General features: G+C 64.2%; 28 protein-coding genes. 22 read left to right on the plus strand and 6 right to left on the minus strand.

Features of this window, described 5'->3' with window-relative positions:
- The first annotated feature begins 110 nt into the window (after nucleotides 1-110).
- The gene (locus XH87_RS17260) at nucleotides 111-1,331 is read left to right on the plus strand and encodes an MFS transporter (protein ID WP_271588196.1); all 1,221 of its coding nucleotides are present in this window, start codon (nucleotides 111-113) and stop codon (nucleotides 1,329-1,331) included.
- A gap of 21 nt (nucleotides 1,332-1,352) precedes the next feature.
- Here XH87_RS17260 and XH87_RS17265 read toward each other — a convergent pair whose 3' ends face one another.
- Both XH87_RS17265 and XH87_RS17270 read right to left on the minus strand, forming a co-directional pair.
- The gene (locus tag XH87_RS17265; RefSeq protein ID WP_271588197.1) at nucleotides 1,353-1,739 is read right to left on the minus strand and encodes an ester cyclase; all 387 of its coding nucleotides are present in this window, start codon (nucleotides 1,737-1,739) and stop codon (nucleotides 1,353-1,355) included.
- 55 nt (nucleotides 1,740-1,794) lie between these two features.
- The gene (locus tag XH87_RS17270; protein WP_035706011.1) at nucleotides 1,795-2,667 is read right to left on the minus strand and encodes a bifunctional helix-turn-helix transcriptional regulator/GNAT family N-acetyltransferase; all 873 of its coding nucleotides are present in this window, start codon (nucleotides 2,665-2,667) and stop codon (nucleotides 1,795-1,797) included.
- A gap of 154 nt (nucleotides 2,668-2,821) precedes the next feature.
- Between XH87_RS17270 and XH87_RS17275 the strand changes: the two genes are divergently transcribed.
- The 6 genes from XH87_RS17275 to XH87_RS17300 all read left to right on the plus strand — a co-directional run bounded on the left by XH87_RS17275 (nucleotide 2,822) and on the right by XH87_RS17300 (nucleotide 8,671).
- On the plus strand, nucleotides 2,822-4,486 hold the full coding sequence (locus XH87_RS17275) for an acetolactate synthase large subunit (protein ID WP_271588198.1): 1,665 nt from the start codon (nucleotides 2,822-2,824) through the stop codon (nucleotides 4,484-4,486).
- A 224-nt stretch (nucleotides 4,487-4,710) separates the two neighbouring features.
- Nucleotides 4,711-5,058: a Lin0512 family protein gene (locus XH87_RS17280; protein WP_271588199.1), complete on the plus strand. Its 348-nt coding sequence runs from the start codon at nucleotides 4,711-4,713 to the stop codon at nucleotides 5,056-5,058.
- Between the two features lie 4 nt (nucleotides 5,059-5,062).
- The gene (locus XH87_RS17285) at nucleotides 5,063-5,755 is read left to right on the plus strand and encodes a GNAT family N-acetyltransferase (RefSeq protein ID WP_271588200.1); all 693 of its coding nucleotides are present in this window, start codon (nucleotides 5,063-5,065) and stop codon (nucleotides 5,753-5,755) included.
- Between the two features lie 70 nt (nucleotides 5,756-5,825).
- Nucleotides 5,826-7,010 (plus strand): serine hydrolase domain-containing protein, encoded by a 1,185-nt coding sequence (locus XH87_RS17290; RefSeq protein ID WP_271588201.1) that lies wholly within the window; start codon nucleotides 5,826-5,828, stop codon nucleotides 7,008-7,010.
- A gap of 69 nt (nucleotides 7,011-7,079) precedes the next feature.
- Nucleotides 7,080-7,745, plus strand: a complete 666-nt coding sequence (locus XH87_RS17295) for a DUF429 domain-containing protein (protein WP_271588202.1) — start codon at nucleotides 7,080-7,082, stop codon at nucleotides 7,743-7,745.
- 221 nt (nucleotides 7,746-7,966) lie between these two features.
- The gene (locus XH87_RS17300; protein ID WP_271588203.1) at nucleotides 7,967-8,671 is read left to right on the plus strand and encodes a glutathione S-transferase family protein; all 705 of its coding nucleotides are present in this window, start codon (nucleotides 7,967-7,969) and stop codon (nucleotides 8,669-8,671) included.
- A 2-nt stretch (nucleotides 8,672-8,673) separates the two neighbouring features.
- On the opposite strand, the gene XH87_RS17305 is transcribed toward XH87_RS17300, so the two are convergent.
- Nucleotides 8,674-9,045 carry a tRNA-binding protein gene (locus XH87_RS17305; protein WP_271588204.1) on the minus strand — a complete coding sequence of 124 codons (372 nt, stop codon included), beginning with the start codon at nucleotides 9,043-9,045 and terminating at the stop codon, nucleotides 8,674-8,676.
- 104 nt (nucleotides 9,046-9,149) lie between these two features.
- Between XH87_RS17305 and XH87_RS17310 the strand changes: the two genes are divergently transcribed.
- Nucleotides 9,150-9,509 carry an ArsC family reductase gene (locus XH87_RS17310; protein ID WP_271588205.1) on the plus strand — a complete coding sequence of 120 codons (360 nt, stop codon included), beginning with the start codon at nucleotides 9,150-9,152 and terminating at the stop codon, nucleotides 9,507-9,509.
- 3 nt (nucleotides 9,510-9,512) lie between these two features.
- Here XH87_RS17310 and XH87_RS17315 read toward each other — a convergent pair whose 3' ends face one another.
- Nucleotides 9,513-10,193, minus strand: a complete 681-nt coding sequence (locus XH87_RS17315) for a hypothetical protein (protein ID WP_271588206.1) — start codon at nucleotides 10,191-10,193, stop codon at nucleotides 9,513-9,515.
- A gap of 305 nt (nucleotides 10,194-10,498) precedes the next feature.
- On the opposite strand from XH87_RS17315, the gene XH87_RS17320 reads away from it, so the two are divergent.
- The 7 genes from XH87_RS17320 to XH87_RS17350 all read left to right on the plus strand — a co-directional run bounded on the left by XH87_RS17320 (nucleotide 10,499) and on the right by XH87_RS17350 (nucleotide 17,063).
- Nucleotides 10,499-11,254, plus strand: coding sequence for an ABC transporter ATP-binding protein (locus XH87_RS17320; RefSeq protein ID WP_035705986.1), 756 nt, complete (start codon nucleotides 10,499-10,501; stop codon nucleotides 11,252-11,254).
- Nucleotides 11,247-11,993 carry an ABC transporter ATP-binding protein gene (locus tag XH87_RS17325; protein WP_271588207.1) on the plus strand — a complete coding sequence of 249 codons (747 nt, stop codon included), beginning with the start codon at nucleotides 11,247-11,249 and terminating at the stop codon, nucleotides 11,991-11,993. The genes XH87_RS17320 and XH87_RS17325 overlap by 8 nt, the downstream gene beginning before the upstream one ends.
- Nucleotides 11,994-12,038: 45 nt before the next feature.
- Nucleotides 12,039-13,262, plus strand: a complete 1,224-nt coding sequence (locus XH87_RS17330) for an ABC transporter substrate-binding protein (RefSeq protein WP_271588208.1) — start codon at nucleotides 12,039-12,041, stop codon at nucleotides 13,260-13,262.
- Between the two features lie 89 nt (nucleotides 13,263-13,351).
- Nucleotides 13,352-14,215 carry a branched-chain amino acid ABC transporter permease gene (locus tag XH87_RS17335; protein ID WP_035705977.1) on the plus strand — a complete coding sequence of 288 codons (864 nt, stop codon included), beginning with the start codon at nucleotides 13,352-13,354 and terminating at the stop codon, nucleotides 14,213-14,215.
- Nucleotide 14,216: 1 nt separating this feature from the next.
- A complete protein-coding gene (locus XH87_RS17340) occupies nucleotides 14,217-15,185 on the plus strand; it encodes a branched-chain amino acid ABC transporter permease (RefSeq protein WP_158670017.1) in 969 nt (322 codons plus the stop codon).
- Between the two features lie 156 nt (nucleotides 15,186-15,341).
- Nucleotides 15,342-15,986, plus strand: a complete 645-nt coding sequence (locus tag XH87_RS17345; RefSeq protein WP_035705973.1) for a DUF47 domain-containing protein — start codon at nucleotides 15,342-15,344, stop codon at nucleotides 15,984-15,986.
- Nucleotides 15,987-16,055: 69 nt separating this feature from the next.
- Nucleotides 16,056-17,063 (plus strand): inorganic phosphate transporter, encoded by a 1,008-nt coding sequence (locus XH87_RS17350; protein ID WP_271588209.1) that lies wholly within the window; start codon nucleotides 16,056-16,058, stop codon nucleotides 17,061-17,063.
- Here XH87_RS17350 and sugE read toward each other — a convergent pair.
- Nucleotides 17,056-17,370, minus strand: a complete 315-nt coding sequence (sugE, locus tag XH87_RS17355; protein ID WP_035705969.1) for a quaternary ammonium compound efflux SMR transporter SugE — start codon at nucleotides 17,368-17,370, stop codon at nucleotides 17,056-17,058. The genes XH87_RS17350 and sugE overlap by 8 nt on opposite strands.
- A gap of 156 nt (nucleotides 17,371-17,526) precedes the next feature.
- On the opposite strand from sugE, the gene XH87_RS17360 reads away from it, so the two are divergent.
- The 7 genes from XH87_RS17360 to der all read left to right on the plus strand — a co-directional run bounded on the left by XH87_RS17360 (nucleotide 17,527) and on the right by der (nucleotide 25,085).
- Nucleotides 17,527-19,149, plus strand: a complete 1,623-nt coding sequence (locus XH87_RS17360; protein WP_271588210.1) for a peptide chain release factor 3 — start codon at nucleotides 17,527-17,529, stop codon at nucleotides 19,147-19,149.
- A gap of 158 nt (nucleotides 19,150-19,307) precedes the next feature.
- Nucleotides 19,308-19,850, plus strand: coding sequence for a hypothetical protein (locus XH87_RS17365; RefSeq protein ID WP_271588342.1), 543 nt, complete (start codon nucleotides 19,308-19,310; stop codon nucleotides 19,848-19,850).
- Nucleotides 19,851-19,978: 128 nt separating this feature from the next.
- Nucleotides 19,979-20,563, plus strand: a complete 585-nt coding sequence (locus XH87_RS17370) for an NnrU family protein (RefSeq protein WP_271588211.1) — start codon at nucleotides 19,979-19,981, stop codon at nucleotides 20,561-20,563.
- 73 nt (nucleotides 20,564-20,636) lie between these two features.
- Nucleotides 20,637-22,235 carry a class I adenylate-forming enzyme family protein gene (locus XH87_RS17375; RefSeq protein ID WP_271588212.1) on the plus strand — a complete coding sequence of 533 codons (1,599 nt, stop codon included), beginning with the start codon at nucleotides 20,637-20,639 and terminating at the stop codon, nucleotides 22,233-22,235.
- A 167-nt stretch (nucleotides 22,236-22,402) separates the two neighbouring features.
- On the plus strand, nucleotides 22,403-23,056 hold the full coding sequence (locus XH87_RS17380) for a tetratricopeptide repeat protein (RefSeq protein ID WP_271588213.1): 654 nt from the start codon (nucleotides 22,403-22,405) through the stop codon (nucleotides 23,054-23,056).
- Between the two features lie 47 nt (nucleotides 23,057-23,103).
- On the plus strand, nucleotides 23,104-23,655 hold the full coding sequence (locus XH87_RS17385) for a hypothetical protein (protein WP_271588214.1): 552 nt from the start codon (nucleotides 23,104-23,106) through the stop codon (nucleotides 23,653-23,655).
- Nucleotides 23,656-23,702: 47 nt separating this feature from the next.
- Nucleotides 23,703-25,085 carry a ribosome biogenesis GTPase Der gene (der, locus tag XH87_RS17390; protein WP_271588215.1) on the plus strand — a complete coding sequence of 461 codons (1,383 nt, stop codon included), beginning with the start codon at nucleotides 23,703-23,705 and terminating at the stop codon, nucleotides 25,083-25,085.
- A 147-nt stretch (nucleotides 25,086-25,232) separates the two neighbouring features.
- On the opposite strand, the gene XH87_RS17395 is transcribed toward der, so the two are convergent.
- Nucleotides 25,233-26,459, minus strand: a complete 1,227-nt coding sequence (locus XH87_RS17395) for an ABC transporter substrate-binding protein (protein WP_271588216.1) — start codon at nucleotides 26,457-26,459, stop codon at nucleotides 25,233-25,235.
- Nucleotides 26,460-26,663 lie beyond the last annotated feature (204 nt).

Consider the following 26,663-nt stretch of genomic DNA (forward strand, 5'->3'; position numbering starts at 1 on the left):
TTCATTTTTGCTTCAGGTCACAAAAGCGTGCGGCAAAAATGACGTCACTCTTGTCGGCCGGTGCTGTTCCCGTTCGTCTTCCACGTGAGACAGACCTGACGGAGGCCGAAATGATTTCTTCCAACTATCGCTGGGTGATTGTCGCCGCCGGTGGCTTGCTCGGCTGCGTCGCGATCGGAGGCATGTTTTCGCTGCCGGTGTTCCTGCAGCCGATCGCCAAGGACACCGGCTGGTCGGTGACCGGAATCTCCAGCGCGATGACGATCGGCTTTCTGGCGATGGCTTTCACCAGCATGGCCTGGGGCACGGCGACGGACAGGTTCGGGCCGCTGCCGGTGGTGCTGACGGGATCGACCGTGCTGGCGCTCAGCCTGTTCGCGGCGAGCCACGCGACCTCGCTTCTCGTGTTCCAGATCGTGTTCGGCCTTCTCGTCGGCGCCTCATGTGCCGCGATCTTCGCGCCGATGATGGCGACCGTCACCGGCTGGTTCGACACCAACCGCAGCCTCGCGGTGTCGCTGGTCTCGGCCGGCATGGGCATGGCGCCGATGACGATGTCGCCGCTGGCGGCCTGGCTCGTCTCCGGCCACGACTGGCGCACCTCGATGCAGATCATCGCGCTCGTGATCGGTGCCATCATGATCCCGGTCTCGTTCCTGGTGCGCCGTCCGCCTGCGCTTGAGCATGCAGCGGCCGCACCGGCGGGCGAGGGCGCTGCGCCAGGCGAGATGTCGATGGGCGATGCGCTGCGCTCGCCGCAATTCCTCATTCTGCTTGCCACCAACTTCTTCTGCTGCGCGACCCATTCCGGCCCGATCATCCACACCGTCAGCTATGCCGTGAGCTGCGGCATCCCGCTGGTCGCGGCGGTGACGATCTACAGCGTCGAGGGGTTTGCCGGCCTCGGCGGACGCATCGCCTTCGGCCTGATGGGCGACCGCTTCGGCGCCAAGCGCGTGCTGGTCTCGGGCCTCCTGCTGCAGGCGTTCGGCGCGCTCGCCTATGTCTTCGCGCATCAGCTCACGACGTTCTATGCGGTCGGCGCGATCTTCGGTTTCATCTATGCCGGCACCATGCCGCTCTACGCCGTTCTCATCCGCGAGAATTTCCCGCTCAGGATGATGGGCACGGTGATCGGCGGCACCGCGATGGCCGGTAGCCTCGGCATGGCGACCGGCCCGCTCGCCGGCGGCCTGATCTATGACGCCTTCTCGAGCTATGCTTGGCTCTACATCGCCTCCTGGGCGATGGGCTTGGGTGCCTTCCTGATGGCGATGACGTTCCGCCCCTTCGCAAAGCCGCAAGGTGACGTGGCGGCGGCGGCGGCGTGAGCTCCGGATCGAGGCGCGGCGTCAGAGCTGCGCCTCGATCGCGGCCTTGTCGATCACCGACCAGACCTGCCGGATCTTGCCGTCGCGATATTCGTAGAACACGTTTTCGCCGAAGGACACGCGCTGCCCATTGACCGCAAGGCCGAGGAATGTCCCGGGTGGCGCGCAATCAAACTTCAGTCGGGCGGCGATGCGGGGAGGATCGGAGATCAGCATCTCGATGTGGAATTGCAGATCCGGGATCTCCCGAACGTCTCGTTCCAGCATCGCGCGATAGCCCGCCAGTCCGAGAGGCTGCGCGTTGTGGACGACTTCCTCATGCACGAATTGTCCAAGGGCCGGCCAGTCCCGCCGGTTCAGGCAGGCGACGTAGTCGCGATAGATGGCGGCAAGGTCGTCTCTCATCATATCGAAGCTCCTGCGGCTTCGACCATAACGCACGAGGATCGCGCACCGGTCCAGCTCAGAGGCGTTTCTCGAAGAAGAGGTCCGGATAGGGATCATCGTTGAAGCGGGGGATCTCGCGCCAGCCCGTGCTGCGATAGAGCTGACCGGCTTCGGGCAGCGCACTGTTGGTGTCGAGCCGCAGCAGCGTGATGCCGAGTTCCCGCGCCGCGCTCTCGGCCGCGTCCATCAGCCGCCGGCCGAGCCGCAATCCGCGCGCGGCAGGCGCCACCCACAGCCGCTTGATCTCGGCATAGCCGTGATCGGTTCCCTTCAAACCCACGCAGCCGATCGGCAGGCTATCCGACGTCGCGACGATGAAGGTGCCGCGCGGACGGCGCATGTCCTTGGCATCGGGATCGCGCGACAGCGAAACGTCGAAGCCTTGGCTGAAGCGGCGGCCGAGCTCGGCATAGTATTCGCCGAGGCAGTAGCGCGCTTCCTCGCGCCGCGGATCCATCTCGTCCAGCGCAATTCGCTCGCGCGTCAGCGCGGAAGCGATCAGGTCCATCGCCGCCAGCAGCGCCTCGCGTTGCGAATGTTGCGCGAGGAGGCCTTCGGCCTGGGCGTTCGACAGCGCCTCGTAGGCCGCGAACTCGCGACGGCCCGTCCGCGTGAGCTTTGCCGTCCGCCGGCGCGCATCGTCTTCGCGCGCGGTGGTCTCGACCAGGCCTTCGTCCTCGAGGCTGCGCAGCAGGCGGCTCATCAATCCGGAATCGAGACCGAGATAGTCGCGGATTTCCGCCACGTCCGAGCGCCCGTGCCCGATCGCATTGAGCACGCGCGCCGCCCCGAGCGGACGGCCCCGCCCGAGGAACGAGGTATCGAGCGCACCGACGGCAGACGTGACGGCCCGGTTGAAGCGGCGGACGCGGGAGACGGCATCGAGCATGATGTCTGACTTTAGTCAGATATCAGGATCTGTCAATTGAGCGAGAGCCGATAGAGCTTGCGGTTGCGCGCCTCATTGTGAGTTGTTCCCGTGCCGCGAGCCGCTACCATGCGCCCGCGCGGGGAGTTCGGGTCTACAACAAGCGGAGGCGACATTGAGCGGGCAGGAACGCAAGGCAAAGGGATCGGACCTGTTTGTCGCGGCGCTCGAAAACGAGGGCGTCGATCGCATCTTCGGCGTCCCCGGCGAGGAGAATCTCGATCTGGTGGAATCGCTCCGCACCTCCAGGATCGAGCTGATCCTGACCCGCCACGAGCAGGCCGCCGCCTTCATGGCCGCCACGCATGGGCGGCTGACCGGCAAGCCCGGCGTATGTCTGTCGACGCTCGGCCCCGGTGCCCTCAACCTGTCAACCGGCGCCGCCTATGCGCATCTCGGTGCGATGCCGATGATCCTTATCACCGGCCAGAAGCCGATCATGAGCAGCCGGCAGGCCCGTTTCCAGATCGTCGACGTGGTCGCGACCATGAAGCCGCTCACGAAGCTGTCGCGGCAGATCGTCAGTGCCTCCAGCATTCCGACGGTGGTGCGCGATGCCTTTCGTGTGGCGATGGAGGAACGGCCGGGGCCGGTGCATCTCGAACTGCCCGAAGATATCGCCGGTGATGAAGTGCCCGATGTCCCTGTGATCCCGGTCCATCCGATCGAAATCCCCGTCGCGCACCGCGCCGCGCTCGACCGCGCCGCCGAGATGATCATAGCCGCGAAACACCCGCTGGTGATGATGGGGGCTGCGACCAGCCGGCCGCGCGCGACCCACGGTATCGCCAGCTTCGTGCGGCGGACCGGCATTCCGTTCTTCACCACGCAGATGGGGAAGGGCACCGTACCCGGCGGCACCAATCTCTACATGGGCACTGCGGCGTTGTCGGAGCGCGATTATGTCCACGACGCGATCGACGCCGCCGACCTGATCGTCGCCATCGGCCACGATCCCGTCGAGAAGCCGCCCTTCATCATGGGCCCGTCGGGCCCGAAGGTCATTCACGTCAGCTACACGCCGGCGAGCGTCGAGCAGGTCTATTTTCCCGATGCCGAGGTCGTCGGGGACGTCGGCCCGAGCCTGGAGCTGCTGGCGGATCGGCTCGAAGGCAAGCTGCCGCAGGCCGCAGCGCTGCTCCCGCTACGCGAAGAGATCCTGAGGCATATCGCCGATCGCGCCACCGAGGCGCGCTGGCCACCGACGCCGCAGCGCATCGTGCACGACATCCGCCAGGTGATCCCCGAGAACGGCATCGTCGCGCTCGACAACGGCATGTACAAGATCTGGTTCGCGCGCAACTACCGCACTCGCGTCGCCAACACGCTCCTGCTCGACAACGCGCTGGCGACCATGGGTGCCGGCCTGCCGTCGGCGATGATGGCGGCGATGCTCTATCCCGACCGCCGCGTGCTCGCCGTCGCCGGCGACGGCGGCTTCATGATGAACAGCCAGGAGATGGAGACCGCCGTCCGCCTCAAGCTCAATCTGGTCGTGCTGGTGCTGGAGGACAACGCCTACGGCATGATCCGCTGGAAACAGGCCGTCGATCATTTCGCCGATTACGGCATGACCTTTGGCAATCCCGACTTCGTTCTCTACGCGAAGGCTTATGGGGCGAAAGGACATCGGATCGAGAGCATCGACCGCTTTGTCCCCACTCTGGAGGCGGCATTCAAGGAGGGCGGCGTACACCTCGTCTCGATTCCGATCGATTATTCGGAGAACGTGCGCGTGCTCGTCGACGAGCTGCGGATGCACGAGAAATCGAAGGCGTGAGAGCTACGGTCTCGTGCCCCGGACGCGGCGCAGCGCCTCTTTGGCGGTGCGCTGCAGAGCCGGGGCCCATGCATCAGCGAGCTCTGTGGCGTCCTGGGTCCCGGCTCTGCGCAGCAACGCCAAGAGCGTTGCAACGCGTCCGGGATACGAGAGAGCAACCGCACTTGCGCCGTGGATCCCGATCGCCCACACTTCCAGTCACCAACCAACCACAGGAATATGAAATGACACGTGTTCGCTGCGTCACCGAGATGGGCATGGGCGTCGACGTCCACGGCAGGGACGCCACCAAGGCGGCCAAGCGCGCCGTGTCGGATGCCATCAGGCATTCCAGTCTCGGCTTCTTCCGGATGATCGGCAAGACCGCCAACGACATGTTCGTCGATGTCACGATCGCGGTGCCCAATCCGGAAAGCGTCGACAAGGAAGCCGTCGCCAAGGAGCTGCCTTACGGCACGGTGACCGTCAACGCCGTCAAGGGCGGGCTGGAGATCCCCTCGGCCACGGAAGTGGCCAACGATCCCATCCTCATCGCCAATGCCGCCGTCATCGTCAGCTTCGACAAGGACTAGGCCGGTGTCCGACAGCGATGAGACGTTGCTGGATCGACCGATCTGGAGCGCGCTGACGACGAGCCAGAAGCATCTGGCCGAAGGTGGCCCGCGGGCGCTGCGTTACCCCGTGGACATGACGCCCTTTGCCGACCTGGTCGACATGTCCGCTGCAAGCTTTGCCGCGCTCGGCGATCTACTGTCCGGCACTCGGGTCGCCGCGCTGTTCACGCCGGAGCCGGTCGAAATTCCTTCCGGCTTCAAGGTGGTGCTCGCCGAGACGGGTGAGCAGATGATCGGCTCGCCCGCCGACAGTCCGCTTCGCGATGCCGAGATCGTCACATTGGGTGCTGCCGACGTTCCGGCCATGATGGCACTGACTGAGCTGACGAAGCCCGGTCCATTTGCGCTGCGTACCCATGAACTCGGCACGTTCCTCGGCATTCGCTCCGGCGGCGAATTGGTTGCGATGACGGGGGAGCGGATGAAGCCGGGAAAGTTCGTCGAGATGACGGCCGTCTGCGTGCACCCGGACTATCGCGGGCGCGGCTATGCACAGGCGCTGCTCGCGGCGGTCGCGCGCCGGATCGAGGCGCGCGGCGAGATTCCGTTCCTGCACGTGTTTTCGAACAATACGTCTGCGATTGCGCTGTACCAGCGGCAGGGAATGAAAATCCGTCGTCGCCTGTACGTCACCGTGCTCATGAAGCAGGGTTGAGCTGCGCGGTGGGCTTCATATCCTGGGAAATCTCGTTATATCCATCCCAACCGGAATTTGGGGGAGACACATGGACGCCAGGACGACAGATTTTTCCGCCGCGCGGACGGCGATGCAGCGTTACGTCGATCAGGAGATCATTCCCGGTGCGTCCTGGGCGGTGCTGCGGGGGCGAGAGGTGGTCGACCAGCAATGCGTCGGCTTTGCCGACTGCGAGGCGAACACGACGCTTCGGCCCGACCACATCTTCCGCGCATTTTCCAATACCAAGATCTTCGTCACCTGCGCGATCATGCTGCTGGTCGAGGAAGGCCGGATCGGGCTCGACGATACGATCGAGAAATTCCTGCCGCAGCTCGGCAATCGCAAGGTGCTCAAACAAGGCGCGGCTGGTCTTGCGGATGTCGAGCCGGCGAAGAGCCCGATCACGGTCCGCCAGCTCCTGACCCACACCTCCGGTCTCAGTTACGGCATCTTCGATCCCGGCACGGTCCTGTTCAAAGGCTACAACGAGGCGCGCGTGCTCAATCCGTTAACGCCGCTCACCGACTTGATCGACCAGCTCGCCGAGCTGCCGCTGTCCTATCACCCTGGTACGGCCTGGGAATACTCGGTGGCGACCGACGTGCTCGGCCGTGTCGTGGAGGTCGTCTCTGGCAAGGCGCTCGATGCCTTTCTGAAATTGCGCATCTTCGATCCGCTCGGCATGACCGATACCGGCTTCCACGTTCCGGAGGCGCAGCAAGGCCGGCTGGTTGCGCTCTACAATGGCACCGATGTGCTCGATCCCATGAAGCCTGGCCTCACCCGGGCCGACCATCTGCCTTATCCGCAGGCCTATCGGCGGCAATTGCCGCGTCTGTCGGGCGGTGGCGGTCTGGTCTCGACCTTGCCCGATATGCTGGCGCTGGTCCGCGCGCTGCTGCCGGGTTCGGATACGCTGTTGAAGCCGGACACGCTCCGGCAGATGATGACGAACCAACTGCCCGGCGGCCAGACCATCCGCTTTGCCAATCTCGGCCCGATCCCCGGAAAAGGGTTTGGCCTCGGCGGCGCCGTCACCTTCGCGCCGACGCCGTTCGATCCCCCGAACTCCACCGGCGAATTCCAGTGGGGCGGCCTTGCCGGCACCCATTGGTGGATCTGTCCTGAGGCCGACACCGCCGGCGTGCTGATGACGCAGCGCTACATGGGATTCTGGAATCCGTTCTTCTTCGAGTTCAAGCGCCTGGCTTACCAGGCCATCGGAGGCTGACCGCCAAAAGAATTGGACACCGCCGCGCAGTGGTGACCGAGATGACTTCCAGATATCGGAATCCATAGATTGCCAAACTATCTCGGCCTCGATGGTTTTCGCTTCGGCTGGGTCGCAGCCTGGATCGACGAGCGCGGCCATCACGGCTTCGACTATTCGCCGGGCCTGACGCGCCTGCTCGCGATGCCGCATGCGCGCGCGATGATCGACATGCCGATCGGATTGAATCCGCGCGGATACCGCGCTTGCGACCTGCGTGCACGCGAGCTGGTCGGCCCCGCCGTGTTTCTCGGTGCGCGCCGCGACCTCTGGACGTTTCCCGATATGGCGACTGCCAACCGCCACTACTGGCAGCACGAAGGGGCGGGCAGGGGTGTATCCGCCCAGCTCTGGAACATCAGGGACAAGATCCGGGACGTGGATGCGATCATGACGCCGGCGCGGCAAGCGGTCGTCGGCGAGGCGCATCCGGAATTGATCTTCTGGAATCTGGCAGGGAGAGCACGTCTCGCGAGGAAGACATCGGCGCAAGGCCGCGAGCAGCGCACCGCGCTCCTGGCGCAGCGCGGTTTCACGCGACTGCAGGGATGGCTGACGCAACGCCACGGCACCGGCATCGGCAGCGACGATCTCATCGACGCCTGTGCCTGCGCGGTCGCGGCACGTGACAGCGCGCAGCGTGTCGGCGGCGAGGAGGTCGATCCGCGCGGCTTGCGGATGGAGATCAACTTTTGAAACCGATCGAGCCTCTCGATCGCTTTCACCTGCAAAATGCCCGCGACCGTTACGGCTCGGTTTCACGGAGCCATGCTCGTCATCCAGTCTTGCGCTTCTCGATGTTCGTCCGTCTACGATGCGCAGCACGGCCAATGGTCCCTGTGAAGTCGGTATCGCCTTGCGCCGTTCGCCGGCTCGCCTAGATTGGGCGGCGTCTCGCGAATGCAGCCGGAGTGCCGATGTCCGATCTGTCCGCCTTTCCCATCACCAAGCGCTGGCCCGCCAAACATCCCGAACTGCTTCAGGTCTATTCCTTGCCGACGCCGAACGGCGTCAAGGTCTCGATCATGCTGGAGGAGATCGGGCTTCCCTACGAGGTCCATCTGGTCGATTTCAGCAGGGACGACCAGAAGACGGCCGAATTCCTCTCGCTCAATCCGAACGGCAGGATTCCGGCGATCCTCGATCCCAACGGCCCCGGCGGCAGGCCTCTGCCGCTGTTCGAGTCCGGGGCGATCCTGCAGTACCTCGCGGAGAAGACCGGCAAGCTCCTGCCGGACGACGCCGCACGCCGCTACCAGACCATCCAGTGGGTGCACTTCCAGATGGGCGGCATCGGGCCGATGTTCGGCCAGGTCGGCTTCTTCCACAAATTCGCCGGCAAGGATTTCGAGGATAAGCGGCCGCTCGAACGGTACGTCAATGAGTCCAAGCGCCTGCTCGGCGTGATGGAGACGCATCTTTCCGGCCGGCAGTGGTTCATGGATGACGACTACACCATCGCCGACGTCTCCATGATTGGCTGGGTGCGCAATCTCATCGGCTTCTATGGCGCCGGCGATCTCGTCGAGTTCAGCCGGTTCAAGGCGGTCGGCAACTGGCTCGAACGCGGGCTGTCGCGTCCGGCGGTGCAACGCGCGCTGAACATTCCGAAGCGGCCGTGATCCTAGAACAGCCGTCCGCCGTTCGGCACGGGTCTGCTCGGCTGCACCAGCACGACCTTGCCGTTGGCATCGGGGAAGCCGAGCGTCAGCACCTCGGAGACGACTGGGCCGATCTGGCGCGGCGGGAAATTGACGACGGCCACGACCTGTTGCCCCACGAGGGTATCGAGTGGGTGGTTTTCAGTGATCTGGGCCGAGCTCTTGCGCACGCCGATGGCGGGGCCGAAATCGATCCACAGCCGCCATGCCGGCTTGCGCGCCTCCGGAAACGGCTTGGCGTCGACGATGGTGCCGACGCGGACATCGACCGCGAGGAAGCTGTTGAAGTCGATCGTCGGCGAGGCGGCAGCTGCGGGATCGTGGGTGACGTGCATGGGATGTCCGTTCGGCGAGTTGGCGTCGTTCGCAATATTGTCGCGCGAACCGGAGTTTCGTACAACGCCACGTCCATCACGATACGCCATGCGCGAGGAACGTCTTGCCCAACATCATCTACGGCATCAAGAACTGCGACACCATGAAGAAGGCCCGCGCCTGGCTCGATGCCCATGGCGTGGCTTACGAGTTTCACGACTACAAGGCGGCGGGCGTGGAGAAGGACAGGCTCAAGCAGTGGAGCGACGAGGTCGGCTGGGAGATTCTGCTCAATCGCGCCGGGACGACCTTCAAGAAGCTTCCCGACTCCGACAAGGAAGGCTTGAGCGAGAAGAAGGCGTTGGCGTTGATGCTAGCGCAACCATCGATGATCAAGCGGCCGGTGCTGGAATTCGGCAGCAAGCTGCTGGTCGGCTTCAAGCCGGACATCTATGCCAGGGAGGTCGGTGGCAAAGCGCGCTGACTGCTAGTTCAGCTCGATGATCTCGGTGGTGATGCCGGGATCCGGCTGGTCGGAGAACTCGACCGCCTCGGCGGGTGCAATGCGGCCGGGAGCGCGATGAAACAGCTCGCGATCGATCACTGCGCGCATCTTTGGGCGAGGCAGCGCGTCATTTCCGCGCATCAGATTCTTGATCTCGAAGCCGCCGTCCTCGCAGAACGTCTTGATCGAGGCGATGACGTGACAGACCCTCCCGTCGGTCTGGAAGGGCAGCAGCAGCCGTTCATAGGCGACGATGCGCCCGCAGCTGTCCTCGACGTTGGCCACGCTGTAGACGGGCAGTCCGCGCGTCACGCATTCATGATAGATCGGCATCACGAACGGAACGAGCCGCGGCCCGACATAATCGTCGAGCAGAACGCCCTTGCCGGAATGTCCATAGGCGCGCGAGATGCGCGTACCCTCGCTCTGGATGATGAGGCGGGGCGTCGGCGTTGAAAATTCCACCGTATAGTAGATGAGATCCGACAGCTCGTCCTCGAGCCGTGCAGGCTGGTACTCCCAGATCGCGGGCGTGATCTGCTGGCGCGCATAAAGTCGCAGCCACGTGTTCAGGAGATCTCGTTGCCGGATCGACTTGACGACGGAGGGAGCGGCGCTTGCAAAGTCCAAAGCAATATTCTCCGCACGTGAAGACCCGCGCATGATCCCGCTTGCGAGAAAATTTTTGATGAAGGCTGGCGCACGGAACGAAAGACCGTTAACGACGGCTTGATGGCCGGTGCCTTGCGAACCGGAAGGCCGGGCAGGCACGCATCAAGCATCTCCGACTAAGGGAGCATTCGTACCCCAGCCGGAGGCTTGATCTGCTCAGCTTTCCACCTTGCCTAACCCCCGTCACCTCCGGCATATTCCGCGCCCGGAGGCGGCGCCCCGGGTGGGCCCAAGGGCCTCCGGACAGCCGAAGCAACAAGGACAGCCACGCGCCTTGCGGGCAGGGGGAAATCTGTTTGGCCGATGAGTTCATTCTCGAAACGGAAGGCTTGACCAAGGAGTTCGCGGGCTTCTTCGCGGTCCGCGACGTTGCGCTCAAGGTTCGCCGTGGGAGCATTCACGCGTTGATCGGCCCGAACGGGGCCGGCAAGACGACCTGCTTCAATCTCCTGACCAAGTTTCTCAAACCGTCAGCCGGAAAAATCCTGTACAAGGGGCAGGACATCACGGCGATGGCGCCGGCCGACGTGGCCCGCATGGGTCTTGTGCGTTCGTTCCAGATTTCGGCGGTATTTCCGCATCTCACCGCGCTGGAAAACGTCCGTGTCGCGCTTCAGCGTCAGCACGGCTCTTCGTTCGATTTTTGGCGCTCCAAGTCCGTGCTCAATCGCTTCAACGATCGCGCGCGCGAGCTGCTGAGCGATGTCGGCCTCAGCGAGTTTGCGGGCACGCCCGCGATCGAGATGCCTTATGGGCGCAAGCGCGCACTGGAGATCGCAACGACGCTCGCGCTCGACCCAGAGATGATGCTGCTCGACGAGCCGATGGCCGGCATGGGCCACGAGGACATCGACAAGATCGCGGCGCTGATCAAGCGCATCTCCGCGAAATACACCATCCTCATGGTCGAGCATAATCTGAGCGTCGTCGCCAACCTTTCCGACATCATCACCGTGCTGACGCGCGGGCAGGTGCTCGCGCAGGGCCATTACTCCGAGCTCACCAAGGACGAGCGCGTCAAGGAAGCCTATCTGGGAGCCGGTCATGCCTGACACTGCGATTGGCGAGGCTCCGGCCAGGGCTGCGAGCGGCGGAAACATCCTTCAGGTCCGCAACCTCGAAGCATGGTACGGCGAGTCCCACATCCTGCACGGGATCAATTTCGACGTGAACGCGGGCGAGGTCGTCACCTTGCTCGGGCGTAACGGCGCCGGCAAGACGACCACGCTGAAGTCGATCATGGGCATCATCGGCAAGCGCTCGGGCTCGGTGAAGTTCAACAACCAGGACATCATCCGCGCGAGCTCCGACAAGATCGCGCGGATGGGCATCGCGTTCTGCCCGGAAGAGCGGGGCATATTCTCCAGCCTCGACGTGCGGGAGAATCTGATGCTGCCGCCGGTGGTCCGTGAAGGCGGACTGCCGCTCGATCAGATCTTCGAGCTGTTCCCGAACCTGAAAGAGCGGCTGGGCAGCCAGGGCACCAAGCTGTCGGGCGGTGAGCAGCAGATGCTGGCGATCGCGCGCATCCTGCGCACCGGCGCGAGCTTCCTGATGCTGGACGAGCCGACCGAGGGTCTCGCGCCCGTCATCATCCAGCAGATCGGCCACACCATTGCACGGCTCAAGAAGGAGGGTTTCACGATCCTCCTCGTCGAGCAGAACTTCCGGTTCGCGTCCACCGTCGCGGACCGCTATTACGTGGTCGAGCACGGCAAGATCATTGACGGGTTTTCCAACGCCGAGCTTGCCGCCAACATGGACAAGCTCCACACCTATCTGGGTGTCTAGGGCGATCGGAAATTTCACCAACCAAGAACTTTGAGGAGAAGCCGCATGCACACCAGGTCAATCGCTGCATTCCTGCTCGGCACGGCGCTGGCGCTTACCGCGACCGGCGGCGCTCTCGCGCAGGACAAGACCGTCAAGATCGGTGTCTTGACCGACAATTCCGGCCTCTATGCCGACCTTGGCGGCCCGGGCTCGACGTTGGCCGCACAGATGGCAATCGAGGATTCCAAGCTTGCCACCAAGGGCTGGAAGGTCGATCTGATCTCGGCCGACCATCAGAACAAGCCTGACATTGGCACCGCGATTGCGCGGCAATGGATCGACGTGGAGAAGGTCGACGTCTTCATGGATGTGCTGAACTCCGGCGTGGCGCTGGCGGTCAATAACGTCGTGAAGGAAAAGAACTCGGTCATGATCAATTCGGGCGCGGCGACGTCCGATCTCACGAACGCGCAGTGCACGCCCAATACCGTGCACTGGACCTACGATACGTACATGCTGGCACACAGCACGGGGGAGGCGTTGGTGAAGGCCGGCGGCGATACCTGGTTTTTCATCACGGCCGACTATGCCTTCGGTCACGCGCTCGAGCGCGACACTGCGGCAGTCGTCAAGGCAGCCGGCGGCAAGGTTCTCGGAGACGTCAAGGCGCCGCTGAATAACGCTGATTTCTCCTCCTTCCTTCTCCAGGCCCAGGCATCGAAGGCGAAGATCATCGGCATGGCCAATGCCGGCGGCGACACCACCAACACGATCAAGCAGGCTGCGGAATTCGGCATCGTCAAAGGCGGTCAGAAGCTGGCGGGCCTCCTGCTGTTTCTCACCGACGTCCACTCGCTCGGTCTCAATGTCGCGCAAGGCCTGAATCTGAGTTCGACGTTCTACTGGGATATGAACGATCAGACCCGGGCGTTTGCGAAACGGTTCGCCGAGCGTGCGAAGAACAAGGCCATGCCGACCATGGTCCAGGCGGGCGTCTATTCCGGCCTGCTGCATTATTTCAAGGCGCTCGAGGCCCTCGGCGGAAATCCGCACGATGGTGCCAAGGTGGTCGCGAAGATGAAGGAGATGCCGACCGACGATCCGTTGTTCGGCAAAGGAAGCATCGAGCCGAACGGCCGTGCACTGCATCCTGCATATCTTTTTGAGGTGAAGGCGCCTTCGGAATCGAAAGCACCCTGGGACTACTACAAGCTGGTCGGCACGACCCCGGCGGACAAGGCCTTTAGGCCGCTCTCGGAGAGCGCCTGTCCGCTGGTGAAGAAGTAAACATGGCTTGCGGCCGTCGGCGTTCGAGAGACGCTGGCGGCCTCTTCGACGCAAGCCGAACGAGATAATTGGGACCGGGTGCGGGATCGATGCAGGCTCTATTCGCTCAGCTACTGGTGGGACTGATCAACGGCTCGTTCTACGCGCTGCTCAGTCTCGGGCTCGCCGTAATCTTCGGCATGCTCAACATCATCAATTTCGCCCATGGCGCGCTCTACATGATGGGCGCCTTCGTCGCCTATTTCCTGCTGAACCTCGGCGGGATCAACTACTGGTGGGCGCTCTTGCTGGCGCCCATCATTGTCGGCATCTTCGGCATGATCCTGGAACGGACCATGCTGCAATGGCTGACCGGGCTCGATCACCTCTACGGCCTGCTGCTGACCTTCGGCATCGCGCTGATCGTGCAGGGTGTGTTCCAGAACTATTTCGGCTCCTCCGGCCTGCCTTACGCCATTCCGGACCAGCTCAGGGGCGGCATGAATCTCGGCTTCATGTTCTTGCCCGTCTATCGCGGCTGGGTGGTCGTGTTCTCGCTGGTCGTGTGTCTTGCGACCTGGTTCCTGATCGAGAAGACGCAACTCGGCGCCTACCTGCGCGCCGCCACCGAAAATCCGACGCTGGTGCGCGCCTTCGGCATCAACGTGCCGCGCATGATCACGCTGACCTACGGCCTCGGCGTCGGCCTGGCCGCGCTCGCGGGCGTGCTCTCGGCGCCGATCAACCAGGTGCGGCCGCTGATGGGCGCCGATCTCATCATCGTCGTGTTCGCGGTGGTCGTGATCGGCGGCATGGGATCAATCATGGGTTCCATCATCACCGGCTTTGCGCTCGGCGTGATCGAGGGCCTGACCAAATATTTCTACCCCGAGGCCTCCAACACCGTCGTGTTCGTGCTGATGGTGCTGGTGCTCCTGGTGAAGCCAACGGGATTGACGGGAAGGGCGGCCTGACATGACAACCCTGACGGACGACACGCTGCCGACAACCCCTCGCGCGATGCGCGACGAGATGATCGTATTCGTGATGATGGCGCTGCTGCTGGCAGCGGTGCCGTTCACGGGAGTCTACCCGTTCTTCGTGATGCAGGCGCTGTGCTTTGCGCTGCTCGCCTGCGCCTTCAATCTGCTGATCGGCTATGGCGGATTGCTGTCCTTCGGCCACGCGATGTTCCTGGGCACCGCCGGCTATTGCAGCGCGCATGCGCTGAAGGTGTGGGCGTTGCCGCCCGAGCTCGGAATTCTCGTCGGCATCGCCGCGGCTTTCGTGCTCTCGATCATCACGGGCTACATCTCGATCCGCCGCCAGGGCATCTATTTTTCGATGATCACGCTGGCGCTGTCGCAGCTCCTGTATTTCATCTACCTCCAGGCCCCGTTCACCCACGGTGAGGACGGCATCCAGGGCATTCCGCAGGGGCACATGTTTGGCGTCTTCGATCTGTCCAAGCCCACGGTGCTGTACTACGTCGTGCTGGCGGGCTTCCTCGCCGGCTTCCTCTTGATCTTCCGCATCATCAACTCGCCATTCGGCGAAGTCCTGAAGGCGATCCGCGAGAACGAGCCGCGCGCGATCTCGCTCGGCTACCGCACCGACCAGTACAAGTTCCTGGCGTTCGTCCTGTCGGGGACGCTGGCCGGCTTTGCCGGCGCGCTGAAGGTGTTCGTGGCGCAGAACGCCTCGCTCACTGACGTGCATTGGACGATGTCGGGCGAGGTCGTGCTGATGACGCTGGTTGGCGGTCTCGGCACCATCTTCGGGCCGGTGGTCGGCGCCTTCGTGATCATCGCCATGCAGCAATATCTGGCGGGCTTCGGTCAGTGGGTGACGGTCATTCAGGGTTCGATCTTCGTGATCTGTGTGCTCACGTTCCGCCGGGGCGTCATCGGCGAAATCGCGCATTACTTCCGGCGATCGCTCTAAGTATCTGATTTAACATTAGTTTAAAGGTCGCTTGAAAGCGGTGGATGACCCGGCTCCGCGGGCGTGAGATGACACGCGCGCGGATCGAAAATGGTCTATGACAGTTTTGTGACGGTCCCTTCGGGCCTGGCCATTTCCAACCGGTAGCCTATCCCCATGATGCGATGGTTTCGTGCGTTCCTGCCCAAGGAGGAACGGTTCTTCGACCTGTTCGACCGGCATGCCCAGACGGTGATCCAGGGGGCGATCGCGCTCCAGGGCATGCTCAATGGAGGCGAGGAGACGCCGGTCTATTGCCAGCGCGTCAACCAGTTCGAGAACGATGCCGACAACATCACGCGTGAGGTGCTGACGGCGGTGCGCCGCACCTTCATCACCCCGTTCGACCGCGGCGACATCAAGAACCTCATCACGTCGATGGACGATGCCATCGACCAGATGCAGCAAACGGCCAAGGCGGTCATGCTGTTCGAGGTTCGCACCTTCGAGCCTCCCATGCGCGAGATCGGCGGGCTCCTGATCGAGTGCGCCAATCTGGTCGGGCGTGCGCTGCCGCTGATGCAATCGATCGGCCCGAACGTCGCCATGCTGTCCGCCATCACCGAAGAGCTCGGCAAGCTGGAGGGCCGGGTCGACGATCTCCACGACATCGGTCTGAAGGAGCTGTTCCTCAAGCATCGCGAGGGCAATGCAATGGACTTCATCGTCGGCGTCGAGATCTACGACCACCTCGAAAAGGTGGCCGATCGCTTCGACGACGTCGCGAACGAGATCAACAGCATCGTCATTGAGCAAGTGTAACGCATGATCCGGAAAAGTGTGCCGCGGTTTTCCGCACAGATCATGCGCAAGGTTTAAGGCAGGGTTGCCGTGGATGCCGCGTTGGGTCTTCCCGTCCTGGTCGGCTTGATTGCCGTCGCGCTGCTGTTCGACTTCCTGAACGGCCTGCACGACGCCGCCAATTCGATCGCGACCATCGTCTCGACCCGCGTGCTGCGGCCGCAATTCGCGGTGTTCTGGGCCGCGTTCTTCAATTTCGTGGCCTTCATGGTGTTCGGGCTGCACGTCGCCCAGACCATCGGCACCGGCATCATCGATCCCTCGATCGTCGATGCCCAGGTGATTTTCGCCGCGCTCATGGGTGCCATCGTCTGGAACCTCGTGACCTGGGCGCTCGGCATCCCGTCCTCCTCGTCGCACGCGTTGATCGGCGGGCTCGTCGGCGGCGGCATGGCCAAGGCGGGGATTTCTGCGGCGGTCTGGAGCGGCCTGTCCAAGACGGTGCTGGCGATCGTGCTGTCGCCGCTGGTCGGTTTCCTGCTCGCAATGATGCTGGTGGCGATTGTGTCCTGGGCCTCCGTGCGCTCGACGCCGTTCGCGGTCGATCGCGCTTTCCGCATCCTGCAATTCGCCTCCGCCTCGCTCTATTCGCTCGGCCACGGCGGCAACGACGCACAGAAGACCATGGGCATCATCGCGGTGCTGCTCTATTCGCAAGGGTATCTCGGCAGCGACTTCTCGGTGCCGTTCTGGGTGGTGCTATCGTGCCAGGCGGCGATGGCGCTGGGCACGCTGATGGGCGGCTGGCGCATCGTCCGCACCATGGGCCTGCGCATCACGAAATTGACCCCGATGCAGGGCTTTTGCGCCGAGACGGGCGGCGCCGCGACCCTGTTCATGGCGACCTATCTCGGGGTTCCTGTCTCGACCACCCACACCATCACCGGCGCCATCGTCGGCGTCGGCGCCGCCCGCCGCGTCTCGGCGGTGCGCTGGAACGTCGCCAGCTCGATCGTCTATGCCTGGGTGATCACGATCCCGGCCTCGGCCATCGTCGCGGCGCTGACCTGGTGGCTGGTCCAGATCTCCGTCAGGTGACGAATTTCAGCCCGGCAATCCCGGCGACGATCAGCGCGATGCTGGCAAGACGGAAGGCCGTTGCCGGCTCGCCGAACAGGACGATGCCGAGCGTCGCGGTGCCGACCGCGCCGATGCCGGTCCAGACCGCATAGGCGGTTCCGACCGGAAGGGATTTGAGCGCAAGTCCGAGCAGGATGACGCTGCCGGCCATGGCAACCAGGGTGATCGCCGACGGAATGATCCTGGTGAAACCCTCAGTGTATTTCAGGCCGATCGCCCAGGTGATCTCCAGAAGACCGGCGACAAACAGGATGCTCCAGGCCATGACGACCCTCCATTTAGGCAGGGTCGTCCCCGCGGCTGAGGTGCTGAGAAACGGAAGGCCGTCCTTCCCGAAAGCCGATATGGGGCTGGCCGAATGGCTCCGCAATCACCAAATGAGGCTTGATCAGGCCCGTTTTCCCTGCCACACGCTCCCGCCATGTCCGACATCGCGATCACCACAGCCGAATCGCCGGCCCGTTCCCCGCTTGCCGCTGAAGTGGCGCGGCGGCGGACCTTTGCGATCATCTCCCACCCTGACGCCGGCAAGACCACGCTGACCGAGAAGCTGCTGCTGTTCGGTGGCGCCATCAATCTCGCCGGCCAGGTCAAGGCCAAGGGCGAGCGCCGCAATACGCGTTCCGACTGGATGAAGATCGAGCGCGAGCGCGGCATCTCGGTCGTGACCTCGGTGATGACCTTCGAGTTCGAAGGCCTCGTGTTCAACCTCCTGGACACGCCGGGCCACGAGGACTTTTCGGAAGACACCTACCGCACGCTCACCGCGGTCGATTCCGCCGTGATGGTGATCGACGCTGCCAAGGGCATCGAGGCGCGCACCCGGAAGCTGTTCGAGGTGTGCCGCCTGCGCGATATTCCCATCATCACCTTCATCAACAAGATGGACCGCGAAAGCCGCGACGTCTTCGAGTTGCTCGACGAGATCGAGAAGACGCTGGCGCTCGACACCACGCCGATGACCTGGCCGGTCGGTCGCGGCCGCGACTTCCTCGGCACCTATGATGTCGTCAATGGCGGGGTGCGCCTGCTCGAAGGCGGCGGCGCCAAGACCGGCGCGGCACAGCAGATCGAGATCGAAGAACTGGCCAAGCTCAACGCCAATCTCGACGTCTCTGCCGTGAAGGACGAGCTCGAGCTCGTCACCGAGGCGTCAAAGCCGTTCGAGCTCGAAGCGTTCCGCGAAGGCCATCTGACGCCGGTTTATTTCGGCAGCGCGCTGCGCAATTTCGGGGTCGGCGACCTCCTCGAAGGCCTCGGCAAGTTCGCACCCGAGCCGCGTGCGCAGGACAGCGATCAGCGCAAGGTCGAGGCCACCGATCCGCGCATGAGCGCCTTCGTGTTCAAGATCCAGGCCAACATGGATCCGAACCACCGTGACCGCATCGCCTTCGCGCGGCTCTGCTCCGGCAAGCTCAGCCGCGGCATGAAGGCGAAGCTCGTACGCACCGGCAAGAGCATGCCGCTCTCGAGCCCGCAGTTCTTCTTCGCCCAGGACCGTTCGGTGGCGGACGAAGCCTTCGCCGGCGACGTCGTCGGCATTCCCAATCACGGCACGCTGCGCATCGGCGATACGCTGACGGAAGGTGAGGATTTCAACTTCGTCGGCGTGCCGAGCTTCGCTCCGGAAATCGTCCGCCGGGTGCGGCTCACCGACGCGATGAAGGCGAAGAAGCTGAAGGAAGCGCTGCAGCAGATGTCGGAAGAGGGCGTGGTGCAGGTGTTCCGCCCGCGCGACGGCGCGCCGGCGCTGGTCGGTGTGGTCGGTGCGCTGCAGCTCGACGTGCTGAAGGCGCGGCTGGAGGCGGAATATTCGCTGCCGGTCGAGTTCGAGGTCAGCGAATTTCAGCTGGCGCGCTGGGTCTCCTCGGAGGACCGCAAGAAGCTCGACACCTTCATCGCCGCCAACACCTCCAGCATCGCCGACGACGTCGACGGCGATCCCGTCTATCTCGCCCGGAACGAGTTCTACCTCGGCTATACCAAAGAGCGCGCCGAGGGCATCGAGTTCTCCAACGTCAAGGACGTCAAGAAGAAGGGGTAGGGCGGCCACGTCCCTCCGCCGTGCAGCCATACCCTCCGCTGCCATGCCCCAGCTTGACCTCAATAGCGGATTTGAACGCGCATGTGAACGAGCGCAGGCTTGATACGGGGGCGGCCGGTGCCGATTTCCATCGGAGCGGGTCCTGCGGTTTCTTGATCATGTGGCGTTCCATCCTTGTGTTCCTCCTTGTGGCAATCCTGCCGGCACCGGCCGATGCGTGGCGCCGCCCTCTCGAAGAGGAGCCGTTCTCGTACGAGCCGTGCGGCGGGCCTTTTCAGGGGCCTTGCATCACCGAAATCCCGTTTCCATTCGGCGAGACTCTCCAGCTCACGGTCGAGAGCGTTCCATCGCAAGCGGACGGCGCGAAGTACCGGCGGCCCGATCATGAGCTGAATACGATAGGTGATCTCTTCGCCGAGTTGCGCTCGTGTTGGTCACCTCCTTCCGCGGACCATGCGCGGGCGGGCATGCAGATGTCGGTGCGGTTCAGCCTCAACCGATCGGGCGGCCTGATCGGCCCGCCGCGCATGACATTTGCGACCGCGGGCGTCCCCGCCGACACCAGGACGACCTATCTCGACGCCATCAACGCATCGTTGAAGGCATGCCTGCCGCTGAAATTCACCAGCGGCTTTGGCGGCGCGCTGGCGGGCAGGCCGATCGCGATCCGCTATATCGATAATCGCGACCTGGGCAAGTAACCGCGAGGACTCCTTCATCCCTCGTCGAGACGGTGCTTTCGCGCCTCTCACCATGGGGACACGAGTTGCGAGCGGCGGCCAATCGATGATACCTCAGAGGCGGGGCGTTGGCCAAAGGGGAGGATGTCTTGGGTCTGCTGGTCATGATCCTGGGGCTTGCGCTGTTTTTTGCGGCGCATGTGTTCACCACCAAACGCGAGATGCGCGCCGAGGCGATCGCAAGGCTGGGCGAGGGGACCTACAAGATCCTCTATTCGCTGGTCTCGCTGGCGGGGCTTGCGCTGATCATCTGGGGCTATGCCCATTATCGCGCCACCGGCTGGATCGACGTCTGGTATCCGCCGAAGGCGATGAAGCACATCACGCTCGCACTCATGCTGCCCGCGGTCGTCCTGGTGGTGGCGTCATATCTGCGCGGCCGTATCTATGCGACGCTGAAGCATCCAATGCTGGCCGGCATCAAGCTGTGGGCGGCGGCCCATCTTCTGGCCAACGGCGACCTCGGCTCCATCATCCTGTTCGGCTCGTTCCTCGGTTGGGCGGTGTATGACCGCGTTACGCTCAAGCATCGCACCGACCGCGGCGGCCCGCCCATCCCGGTGGGTGGCATTACCGACGATCTGATCGCGGTTGCGGTCGGAATCGTCGCCTATCTGGCGCTGGCGTTCGCGTTCCATCCGGTCGTGATCGGCGTTCCCGTGATCGGCGCGTAGCCGGTCAGCACAAGACGAGACCTGGATGGTCATGCGCGGAAGCTGGTAAGAGCAACAAGCAGAGGGCCCTTCGATGGATTGGTCTTGGTCGCATCCTCAGATCCCGCCGATGCGGCTCGAGGCGCGCTTTGGCGATCGCGTGGTGCCGGCGTTTTCGGATCGGCCTGCGACCCTCTGGGCGATGATCGCGAGCGCCCGCGACCGCAACGCCGGCGGCGAAGCGCTGATCGCAGGCAATGTCCGCCTGAGCTGGCAGCAGGCCGTGGAGCAGGCCGCAAGAATTGCCGCGGGATTTCGCAATCTCGGACTGCAGCGCGGCGATCGTGTCGCCATCCTGCTCGGCAACCGCATCGAATTTCCGCTGCTGCTGTTCGCCGCCGCGCATGAGGGGCTGGTGACGGTGCTGCTCAGCACGCGCCAGCAGAAGCCGGAGATCGCTTATGTGCTGACCGATTGCGGCGCAAAGATCCTGATCCACGAAGAGGCGCTCGCCGAACGGCTGCCGGATGCGCAGGATGTGCCTGATGTCGTCCATCGCATTGCCATCGACGAGGGTTCGGCTCGGTCGCATTTCGCCGTGCTCGCCGACAACCCGCCGGCGCCTGCGCCGGTCGAGACGAGCGAGGAGGACACCGCGATGATCCTCTACACCTCGGGGACGACGGGCAAGCCGAAGGGCGCGATGCTGGCCCATTGCAACATCGTTCATTCCTCGATGGTCTTCGTGTCCTGCCTGCAATTGACGGACGCGGATCGCTCGATCGCTGCGGTGCCGCTCGGCCATGTCACCGGCGTCGTCGCCAACATCACGACGATGATCCGCTGCGGCGGGGCGCTGATCATCATGCCGGAATTCAAGGCCGCTGATTACCTCAGGCTCGCCGCGCGCGAGCGTGTCACCTACACGGTGATGGTGCCGGCTATGTACAATCTCTGCCTGCTGCAGCCGGATTTCGACAGCCACGATCTCTCGAGCTGGCGCATCGGCGGCTTCGGCGGCGCGCCGATGCCGGTCGCGACCATCGAGAAGCTCAAGGCGAAGATTCCCGGCCTCAAGCTGATGAACTGCTACGGCGCGACCGAGACGACGTCGCCCTCGACGATCATGCCGGGCGAATTGACCGAGAGCCATATCGACAGCGTCGGCCTGCCGTGCCCCGGCGCGCGCATCATTGCGATGGGACCGGACGGGCGGGAGCTGCCTGCTGGCGAGATCGGCGAGCTCTGGATCCAGAGCGCCTCCGTCATCAAGGGCTATTGGAACAACCCCAAAGCCACGGCCGAGAGCTTCGCCGGCGGGTTCTGGCGCTCGGGCGATCTCGGCTCGGTCGACGCGGAGGGATTTGTCCGCGTGTTCGACCGGCAAAAGGACATGATCAACCGCGGCGGCCTCAAAATCTATTCGGCCGAGGTCGAATCCGTGCTGGCGGGGCATCCCGCCGTGGTCGAGAGTGCGATCATCGCCAAGGCGTGCCCCGTGCTGGGCGAGCGCGTCCACGCCGTGGTGGTGACGCGTATCCCGGTCGGCAGCGACGATCTGCGCGCCTGGTGCGCCGAGCGACTGTCGGACTACAAGGTGCCGGAAACGATGGCGATCACCGCCGAGCCGTTGCCGCGCAATGCCAACGGCAAGGTGCTGAAGCGGCAGCTGCGGGAGCTGTTGGGGACCTGAGCCGGCCGGCGTTCCCCAGGGCCGCTACCGGGTGGTTAACGCCTTGATCGGGCTCGCTTTGCCTTGCCACCGCCATATCGTTAGGGTACCTCGCCGCCACGTGGGGACGGGATTCCTGACGCGAACGCTTCGGCGCGCGCACCCGGACGGGCATGGGATTAGCATAAGTGTCTGAATTATTTGACGAAGTCGACGAGGAAGTACGTCGCGAACAGCTCAAGAAGCTGTGGGACAAGTATTCGATCTACTTCATCGCCCTGATGGTGCTGATCGTGGCGGCCGTCGGTGGCTGGCGCGCCTATCAATATCTGGAGGGCAAGAAGGCCGCCGAGGCCGGCGCCGCCTTCGAGAAGGCCGTCGAGCTGTCCGAGCAGGACAAGCATGCCGACGCCGAGAAGGCCTTCACCGAGCTCGCCGCCACGGGTCCGTCCGGCTATCGTACCCTGGCACGGCTGCGTGCGGCAGCCGAGCTTGCCAGCCGCGATCCCAAGGCCGCCGCGAAGATGTATGACGACATTGCCGCCGACCGCAGCGTTGGCGGTGAGTGGCAGGATCTGGCGAAGATCCGTGCCGCAGGCTTGCTGCTCGACAGCGCCAGCTACGCCGACATGCAGCAGCGGCTGGAGTCCTCCGCGACGCCCAAATCCACCTTCCGCCACAGCGCCCGCGAGATGCTGGCACTGTCTGCCTGGCGCAACAACGACATGACCGCAGCCCGCAAATGGCTCGACGCGATTAGCGAGGACGGGGAAACGCCGCCCGGCTTGCGCTCGCGCGCCGAGGCGCTGCAGGCCCTGCTGCCGCCCGTCGCCAAGAGCTGAGCAAGAAGAGCTGACGACGGCCCTCCGACCCGAAGACGAGACACAAGATGCGCCGCACGCCACGCTTGATCGCAGCCGCCGTCCTGATCGCCTTCACGGGCGTTCTGGGCGGCTGCTCCAGCTTCGATCCAAGCGACATGCTCGACTTCCTCGACACCAAGAAGAAGCTGCCGGGCGACCGCAAGCCGGTCTTCCCGGAGGGCGTGCCGGGTCTCGAGCAGGGCGTGCCGAAGGAGCTGTACAAGGGGGCGCAGCAGCAGCCCGATCCGAACGCGCCTGCGGTCGCGGCTCTGCCCGTGGAGCCCCCGCCGGAGCCGGCCAAGCCGGCGCAAGGTGCCAAGGCGAAGCACGCGAGACAGCCGGCCGCCGCAGCAGTCGCGCCGGCTGAAGCGCCCGCCGGTGAGGTCGACGGCGAGGCCCAGCCAGAGGCCGCGCCGGCGACATCCGCTCCGCCGCCCAAGCACAAGATCGTCCGCAGGCGTACCACCGCGCCGCCGCCGGATCAGCCCGTCCAGCAGGCGCAGCCGGCCCAGCCCGCGCAGCAGCAGTCGCAGAGCGCCTTCCCGGCGCCGCTGCCGAGCGGCAGCTTCTCGCGATAATTTTCATTGCATTGACAGGCGCAGCCTCCGCAGCGCACGAATGACCGATGTCCTTCACGATCGCCATCATCGGCCGGCCCAATGTCGGCAAGTCGACCCTGTTCAACCGTCTGGTCGGCCAGAAGCTCGCGCTCGTCGATGACCTGCCGGGCGTTACCCGCGATCGCCGCGAGGGCGAGGCCAGGCTCGGCGACCTCCAGTTCACCATCATCGATACCGCCGGCCTCGACGAGGGCGCCAGGGGCTCGCTGACCGCACGCATGCAGGAGCAGACCGAGACCGCGATCGCGCAGGCCGACGCGCTGTTCTTCGTCATCGATGCCCGCATCGGCCTCACGCCCACCGATCGCGCCTTCGCCGATTTCGCCCGCAAAGCCAACAAGCCGGTGCTGCTGATCGCCAACAAGAGCGAAGGCAGGCACGGCGATGCCGGTGCGATGGAGGCCTTCGCGCTCGGCCTTGGCGATCCCATCCAGATCTCGGCCGAGCACGGCGAGGGCATGGGCGAGCTCTACGATGCGCTCGCCAAGCTGATGCCGGAGCCCGTCGACGAAGACGAGACCGAGGACGACGCGCCGCTTTCCGAGGAGGAGGCCGCGACGCGCCCGATCCGTGTCGCCATCGTCGGCCGGCCCAATGCCGGCAAGTCGACGCTGATCAACCATCTGCTCGGCGAGGAGCGCCTGCTGACGAGCCCGGAGGCCGGCACCACCCGCGACTCCATCGCGGTCGAGATCAACTGGAAGGGCCGCGACTTTCGCGTGTTCGATACCGCAGGCCTCCGCCGTCGCTCGCGGATCGAGGAGAAGCTGGAAAAGCTCTCGGTCGCCGACGCACTTCGCGCCGTGCGCTTTGCCGAAGTCGTCGTGCTGACGATGGACACGCAGAACCGCTTCGAGGAGCAGGATCTGCGCATCGCCGACCTGATCGAGCGCGAGGGACGGGCGGTCGTGCTTGCCGTGAACAAATGGGACCTGATGGAGACCAGGGGCGGCGGCGCGATCTCGGGTCTGCGGCGTGATGCCGACCATTGGCTGCCGCAGCTCAAGGGCGTGCCGGTCGTTGCCGTGTCGGGCCTGATGGGGGAGGGTATCGACCGCCTGATGCAGGCGATCCAGGACGCCTATGCGGTCTGGAACAGGCGCGTTCCGACCTCCGCGCTCAATCGCTGGTTCGAGCAGGCGATCCAGGCCAATCCGCCGCCGGCGGTGTCCGGCCGCAGGCTGAAGCTGAACTACATCACGCAGAACAAGGCGCGCCCGCCGAGCTTCGTGCTGTTCTGTTCGCGCGCGGACGCTGTGCCGCAGTCCTATTTGCGCTACCTCACCAACTCCATGCGCGAGACTTTCGATCTGCCGGGCACGCCGGTGCGGATCACCCTGCGCGAGAAGGCCAATCCCTTCGCGCACAAGCGCAAGCGGCCGTCGTGAGCGACGGCTCCGGCGAGGCGACAGCGCAGGGCGCGGCGCCAGTCCGGCGCGGGGCGGTCGCTCGCGGCGACGAAGACGGCCTGAAACGCCAATGCCCGGGACGAGCCCGGGCATGACGTGTGGCGATGTTGCGTAAGGGCTACGCGGTCACTTCTTCACCAGCGGGCAGTCGCTGTCCTTGAGCGGCTTGGCCGCGTCTTCCGGCGCGATGGTGGCGATCTGCTTGTAATAGTCCCACGGTCCCTTCGATTCCTCAGGCTTCTTCACCTCGAACAGATAGGCCGGAATGAGACGGCGGCCATCGGCGCGCAACGGGCCCTTGCCGAACAGCGGATCGTCGGTCGGAAGCTCCTTCATCTTGGCGACGACCTTGGCGCCGTCATGGGGATTGCCGCCGAGCGCTTCCATCGCCTTGAGATAATGCAGCACCATCGCGTAGTTGCCGGCCTGGGTCATCGACGGCATCGCGTTCTTGCTGGCCTGCGCCGAGAAGCGCTTCGACCAGGCGCGGGTCTGTTCGTTCATGTCCCAATAGAAGGACTCGGTGAAGGTCAGACCCTGGGCCGTCTTCAGCCCGAGCGAATGCACGTCGTTGATGAACAGCAGCAATGCCGCCAGCTTCTGGCCGCCGGCGACGATGCCAAACTCGGCGGCCTGCTTGATCGCATTGGTGGTGTCGCCGCCGGCATTGGCGAGGCCGATCACCTTGGCCTTGGAGGATTGCGCCTGCAACAGGAAGGACGAGAAGTCGGCGGTGTTCAGCGGATGCTTGACGCTGCCGAGCACCTTGCCGCCACTCGCGGTGACCACGGCCGAGGTGTCGCGCTCCAGCGCGTGGCCGAAGGCATAGTCGGACGTCAGGAAGAACCAGGTATCGCCGCCCGCCTTGGTCAGCGCCTTGCCGGTGCCGTTGGCGAGCATGTACGTATCGTAAGTGAACGAGATCGTGTTCGGGGTGCAAGCCTTGCCAGTCAGGTCGGCCGAGGCCGCTCCCGAATTGAGCAGCACGGCGTTCTTCTCCTTGACGAGATTGCTGACCGCCAGCGCCACGCCGGAGTTCGGCGTGTCGGCGATGGCGTCGACCTTCTCGGTGTCGATCCACTGGCGGGCGAGGTTGACGCCGACGTCGGGCTTGTTCTGATGGTCGCCGCTGATGACGTCGATCTTCCAACCCTTCTTGAGCAGGCCGGAGTCCTCGACTGCCATCTTGACCGCGACCACGGAGTTCGGACCGCCGATGTCGGCATAGAGACTCGACATGTCGTTGAGCACGCCGATCTTGACGGTCTTGTCCTGCGCGTAGGCGGATGTTGCAAAACCGAAGGCGGCACAGGCCAGAAGAGCCGCGGAGCGGCGTGCGAACGTCGTCGTCATGAAAGTTTCCTCCATTGTCAAATATGCGGATGGCCCTCTTGCGGAGCCTTGTTCCGGCTGATGGCTCTAGCCTGTCCCACGGCTGGCGGCAATGCGCCTAAAGCCGGATGGCGCTGCGTCGTAGCGTCATCCGTCGGTTAACTTTTGGGACAAAATGCGTTGAGACGCTATTTGAGCGCGTCCGATGTCAGCTTGAATTTCTGG

Source organism: Bradyrhizobium sp. CCBAU 53415 (assembly GCF_028128735.1).
In the GTDB taxonomy this organism is placed as follows: Bacteria; Pseudomonadota; Alphaproteobacteria; order Rhizobiales; family Xanthobacteraceae; genus Bradyrhizobium.

Bases quoted from the DNA above. Each gene is read 5' to 3' on its own strand.
- XH87_RS17365 (WP_271588342.1), top strand. From the start codon at position 19,308: ATGTGGCGTTCCATCCTTGTGTTCCTCCTTGTGGCAATCCTGCCGGCA.
- sugE (WP_035705969.1), bottom strand. From the start codon at position 17,370: ATGGCCTGGAGCATCCTGTTTGTCGCCGGTCTTCTGGAGATCACCTGG.
- XH87_RS17270 (WP_035706011.1), bottom strand. From the start codon at position 2,667: ATGCTCGATGCCGTCTCCCGCGTCCGCCGCTTCAACCGGGCCGTCACG.
- XH87_RS17300 (WP_271588203.1), top strand. From the start codon at position 7,967: ATGTCCGATCTGTCCGCCTTTCCCATCACCAAGCGCTGGCCCGCCAAA.
- XH87_RS17280 (WP_271588199.1), top strand. From the start codon at position 4,711: ATGACACGTGTTCGCTGCGTCACCGAGATGGGCATGGGCGTCGACGTC.
- XH87_RS17375 (WP_271588212.1), top strand. From the start codon at position 20,637: ATGGATTGGTCTTGGTCGCATCCTCAGATCCCGCCGATGCGGCTCGAG.
- XH87_RS17340 (WP_158670017.1), top strand. From the start codon at position 14,217: ATGACAACCCTGACGGACGACACGCTGCCGACAACCCCTCGCGCGATG.
- XH87_RS17290 (WP_271588201.1), top strand. From the start codon at position 5,826: ATGGACGCCAGGACGACAGATTTTTCCGCCGCGCGGACGGCGATGCAG.
- der (WP_271588215.1), top strand. From the start codon at position 23,703: ATGTCCTTCACGATCGCCATCATCGGCCGGCCCAATGTCGGCAAGTCG.
- XH87_RS17395 (WP_271588216.1), bottom strand. From the start codon at position 26,459: ATGACGACGACGTTCGCACGCCGCTCCGCGGCTCTTCTGGCCTGTGCC.
- XH87_RS17315 (WP_271588206.1), bottom strand. From the start codon at position 10,193: ATGCGCGGGTCTTCACGTGCGGAGAATATTGCTTTGGACTTTGCAAGC.
- XH87_RS17345 (WP_035705973.1), top strand. From the start codon at position 15,342: ATGATGCGATGGTTTCGTGCGTTCCTGCCCAAGGAGGAACGGTTCTTC.
- XH87_RS17305 (WP_271588204.1), bottom strand. From the start codon at position 9,045: ATGCACGTCACCCACGATCCCGCAGCTGCCGCCTCGCCGACGATCGAC.
- XH87_RS17265 (WP_271588197.1), bottom strand. From the start codon at position 1,739: ATGATGAGAGACGACCTTGCCGCCATCTATCGCGACTACGTCGCCTGC.
- XH87_RS17385 (WP_271588214.1), top strand. From the start codon at position 23,104: ATGCGCCGCACGCCACGCTTGATCGCAGCCGCCGTCCTGATCGCCTTC.
- XH87_RS17260 (WP_271588196.1), top strand. From the start codon at position 111: ATGATTTCTTCCAACTATCGCTGGGTGATTGTCGCCGCCGGTGGCTTG.
- XH87_RS17360 (WP_271588210.1), top strand. From the start codon at position 17,527: ATGTCCGACATCGCGATCACCACAGCCGAATCGCCGGCCCGTTCCCCG.
- XH87_RS17335 (WP_035705977.1), top strand. From the start codon at position 13,352: ATGCAGGCTCTATTCGCTCAGCTACTGGTGGGACTGATCAACGGCTCG.
- XH87_RS17330 (WP_271588208.1), top strand. From the start codon at position 12,039: ATGCACACCAGGTCAATCGCTGCATTCCTGCTCGGCACGGCGCTGGCG.
- XH87_RS17325 (WP_271588207.1), top strand. From the start codon at position 11,247: ATGCCTGACACTGCGATTGGCGAGGCTCCGGCCAGGGCTGCGAGCGGC.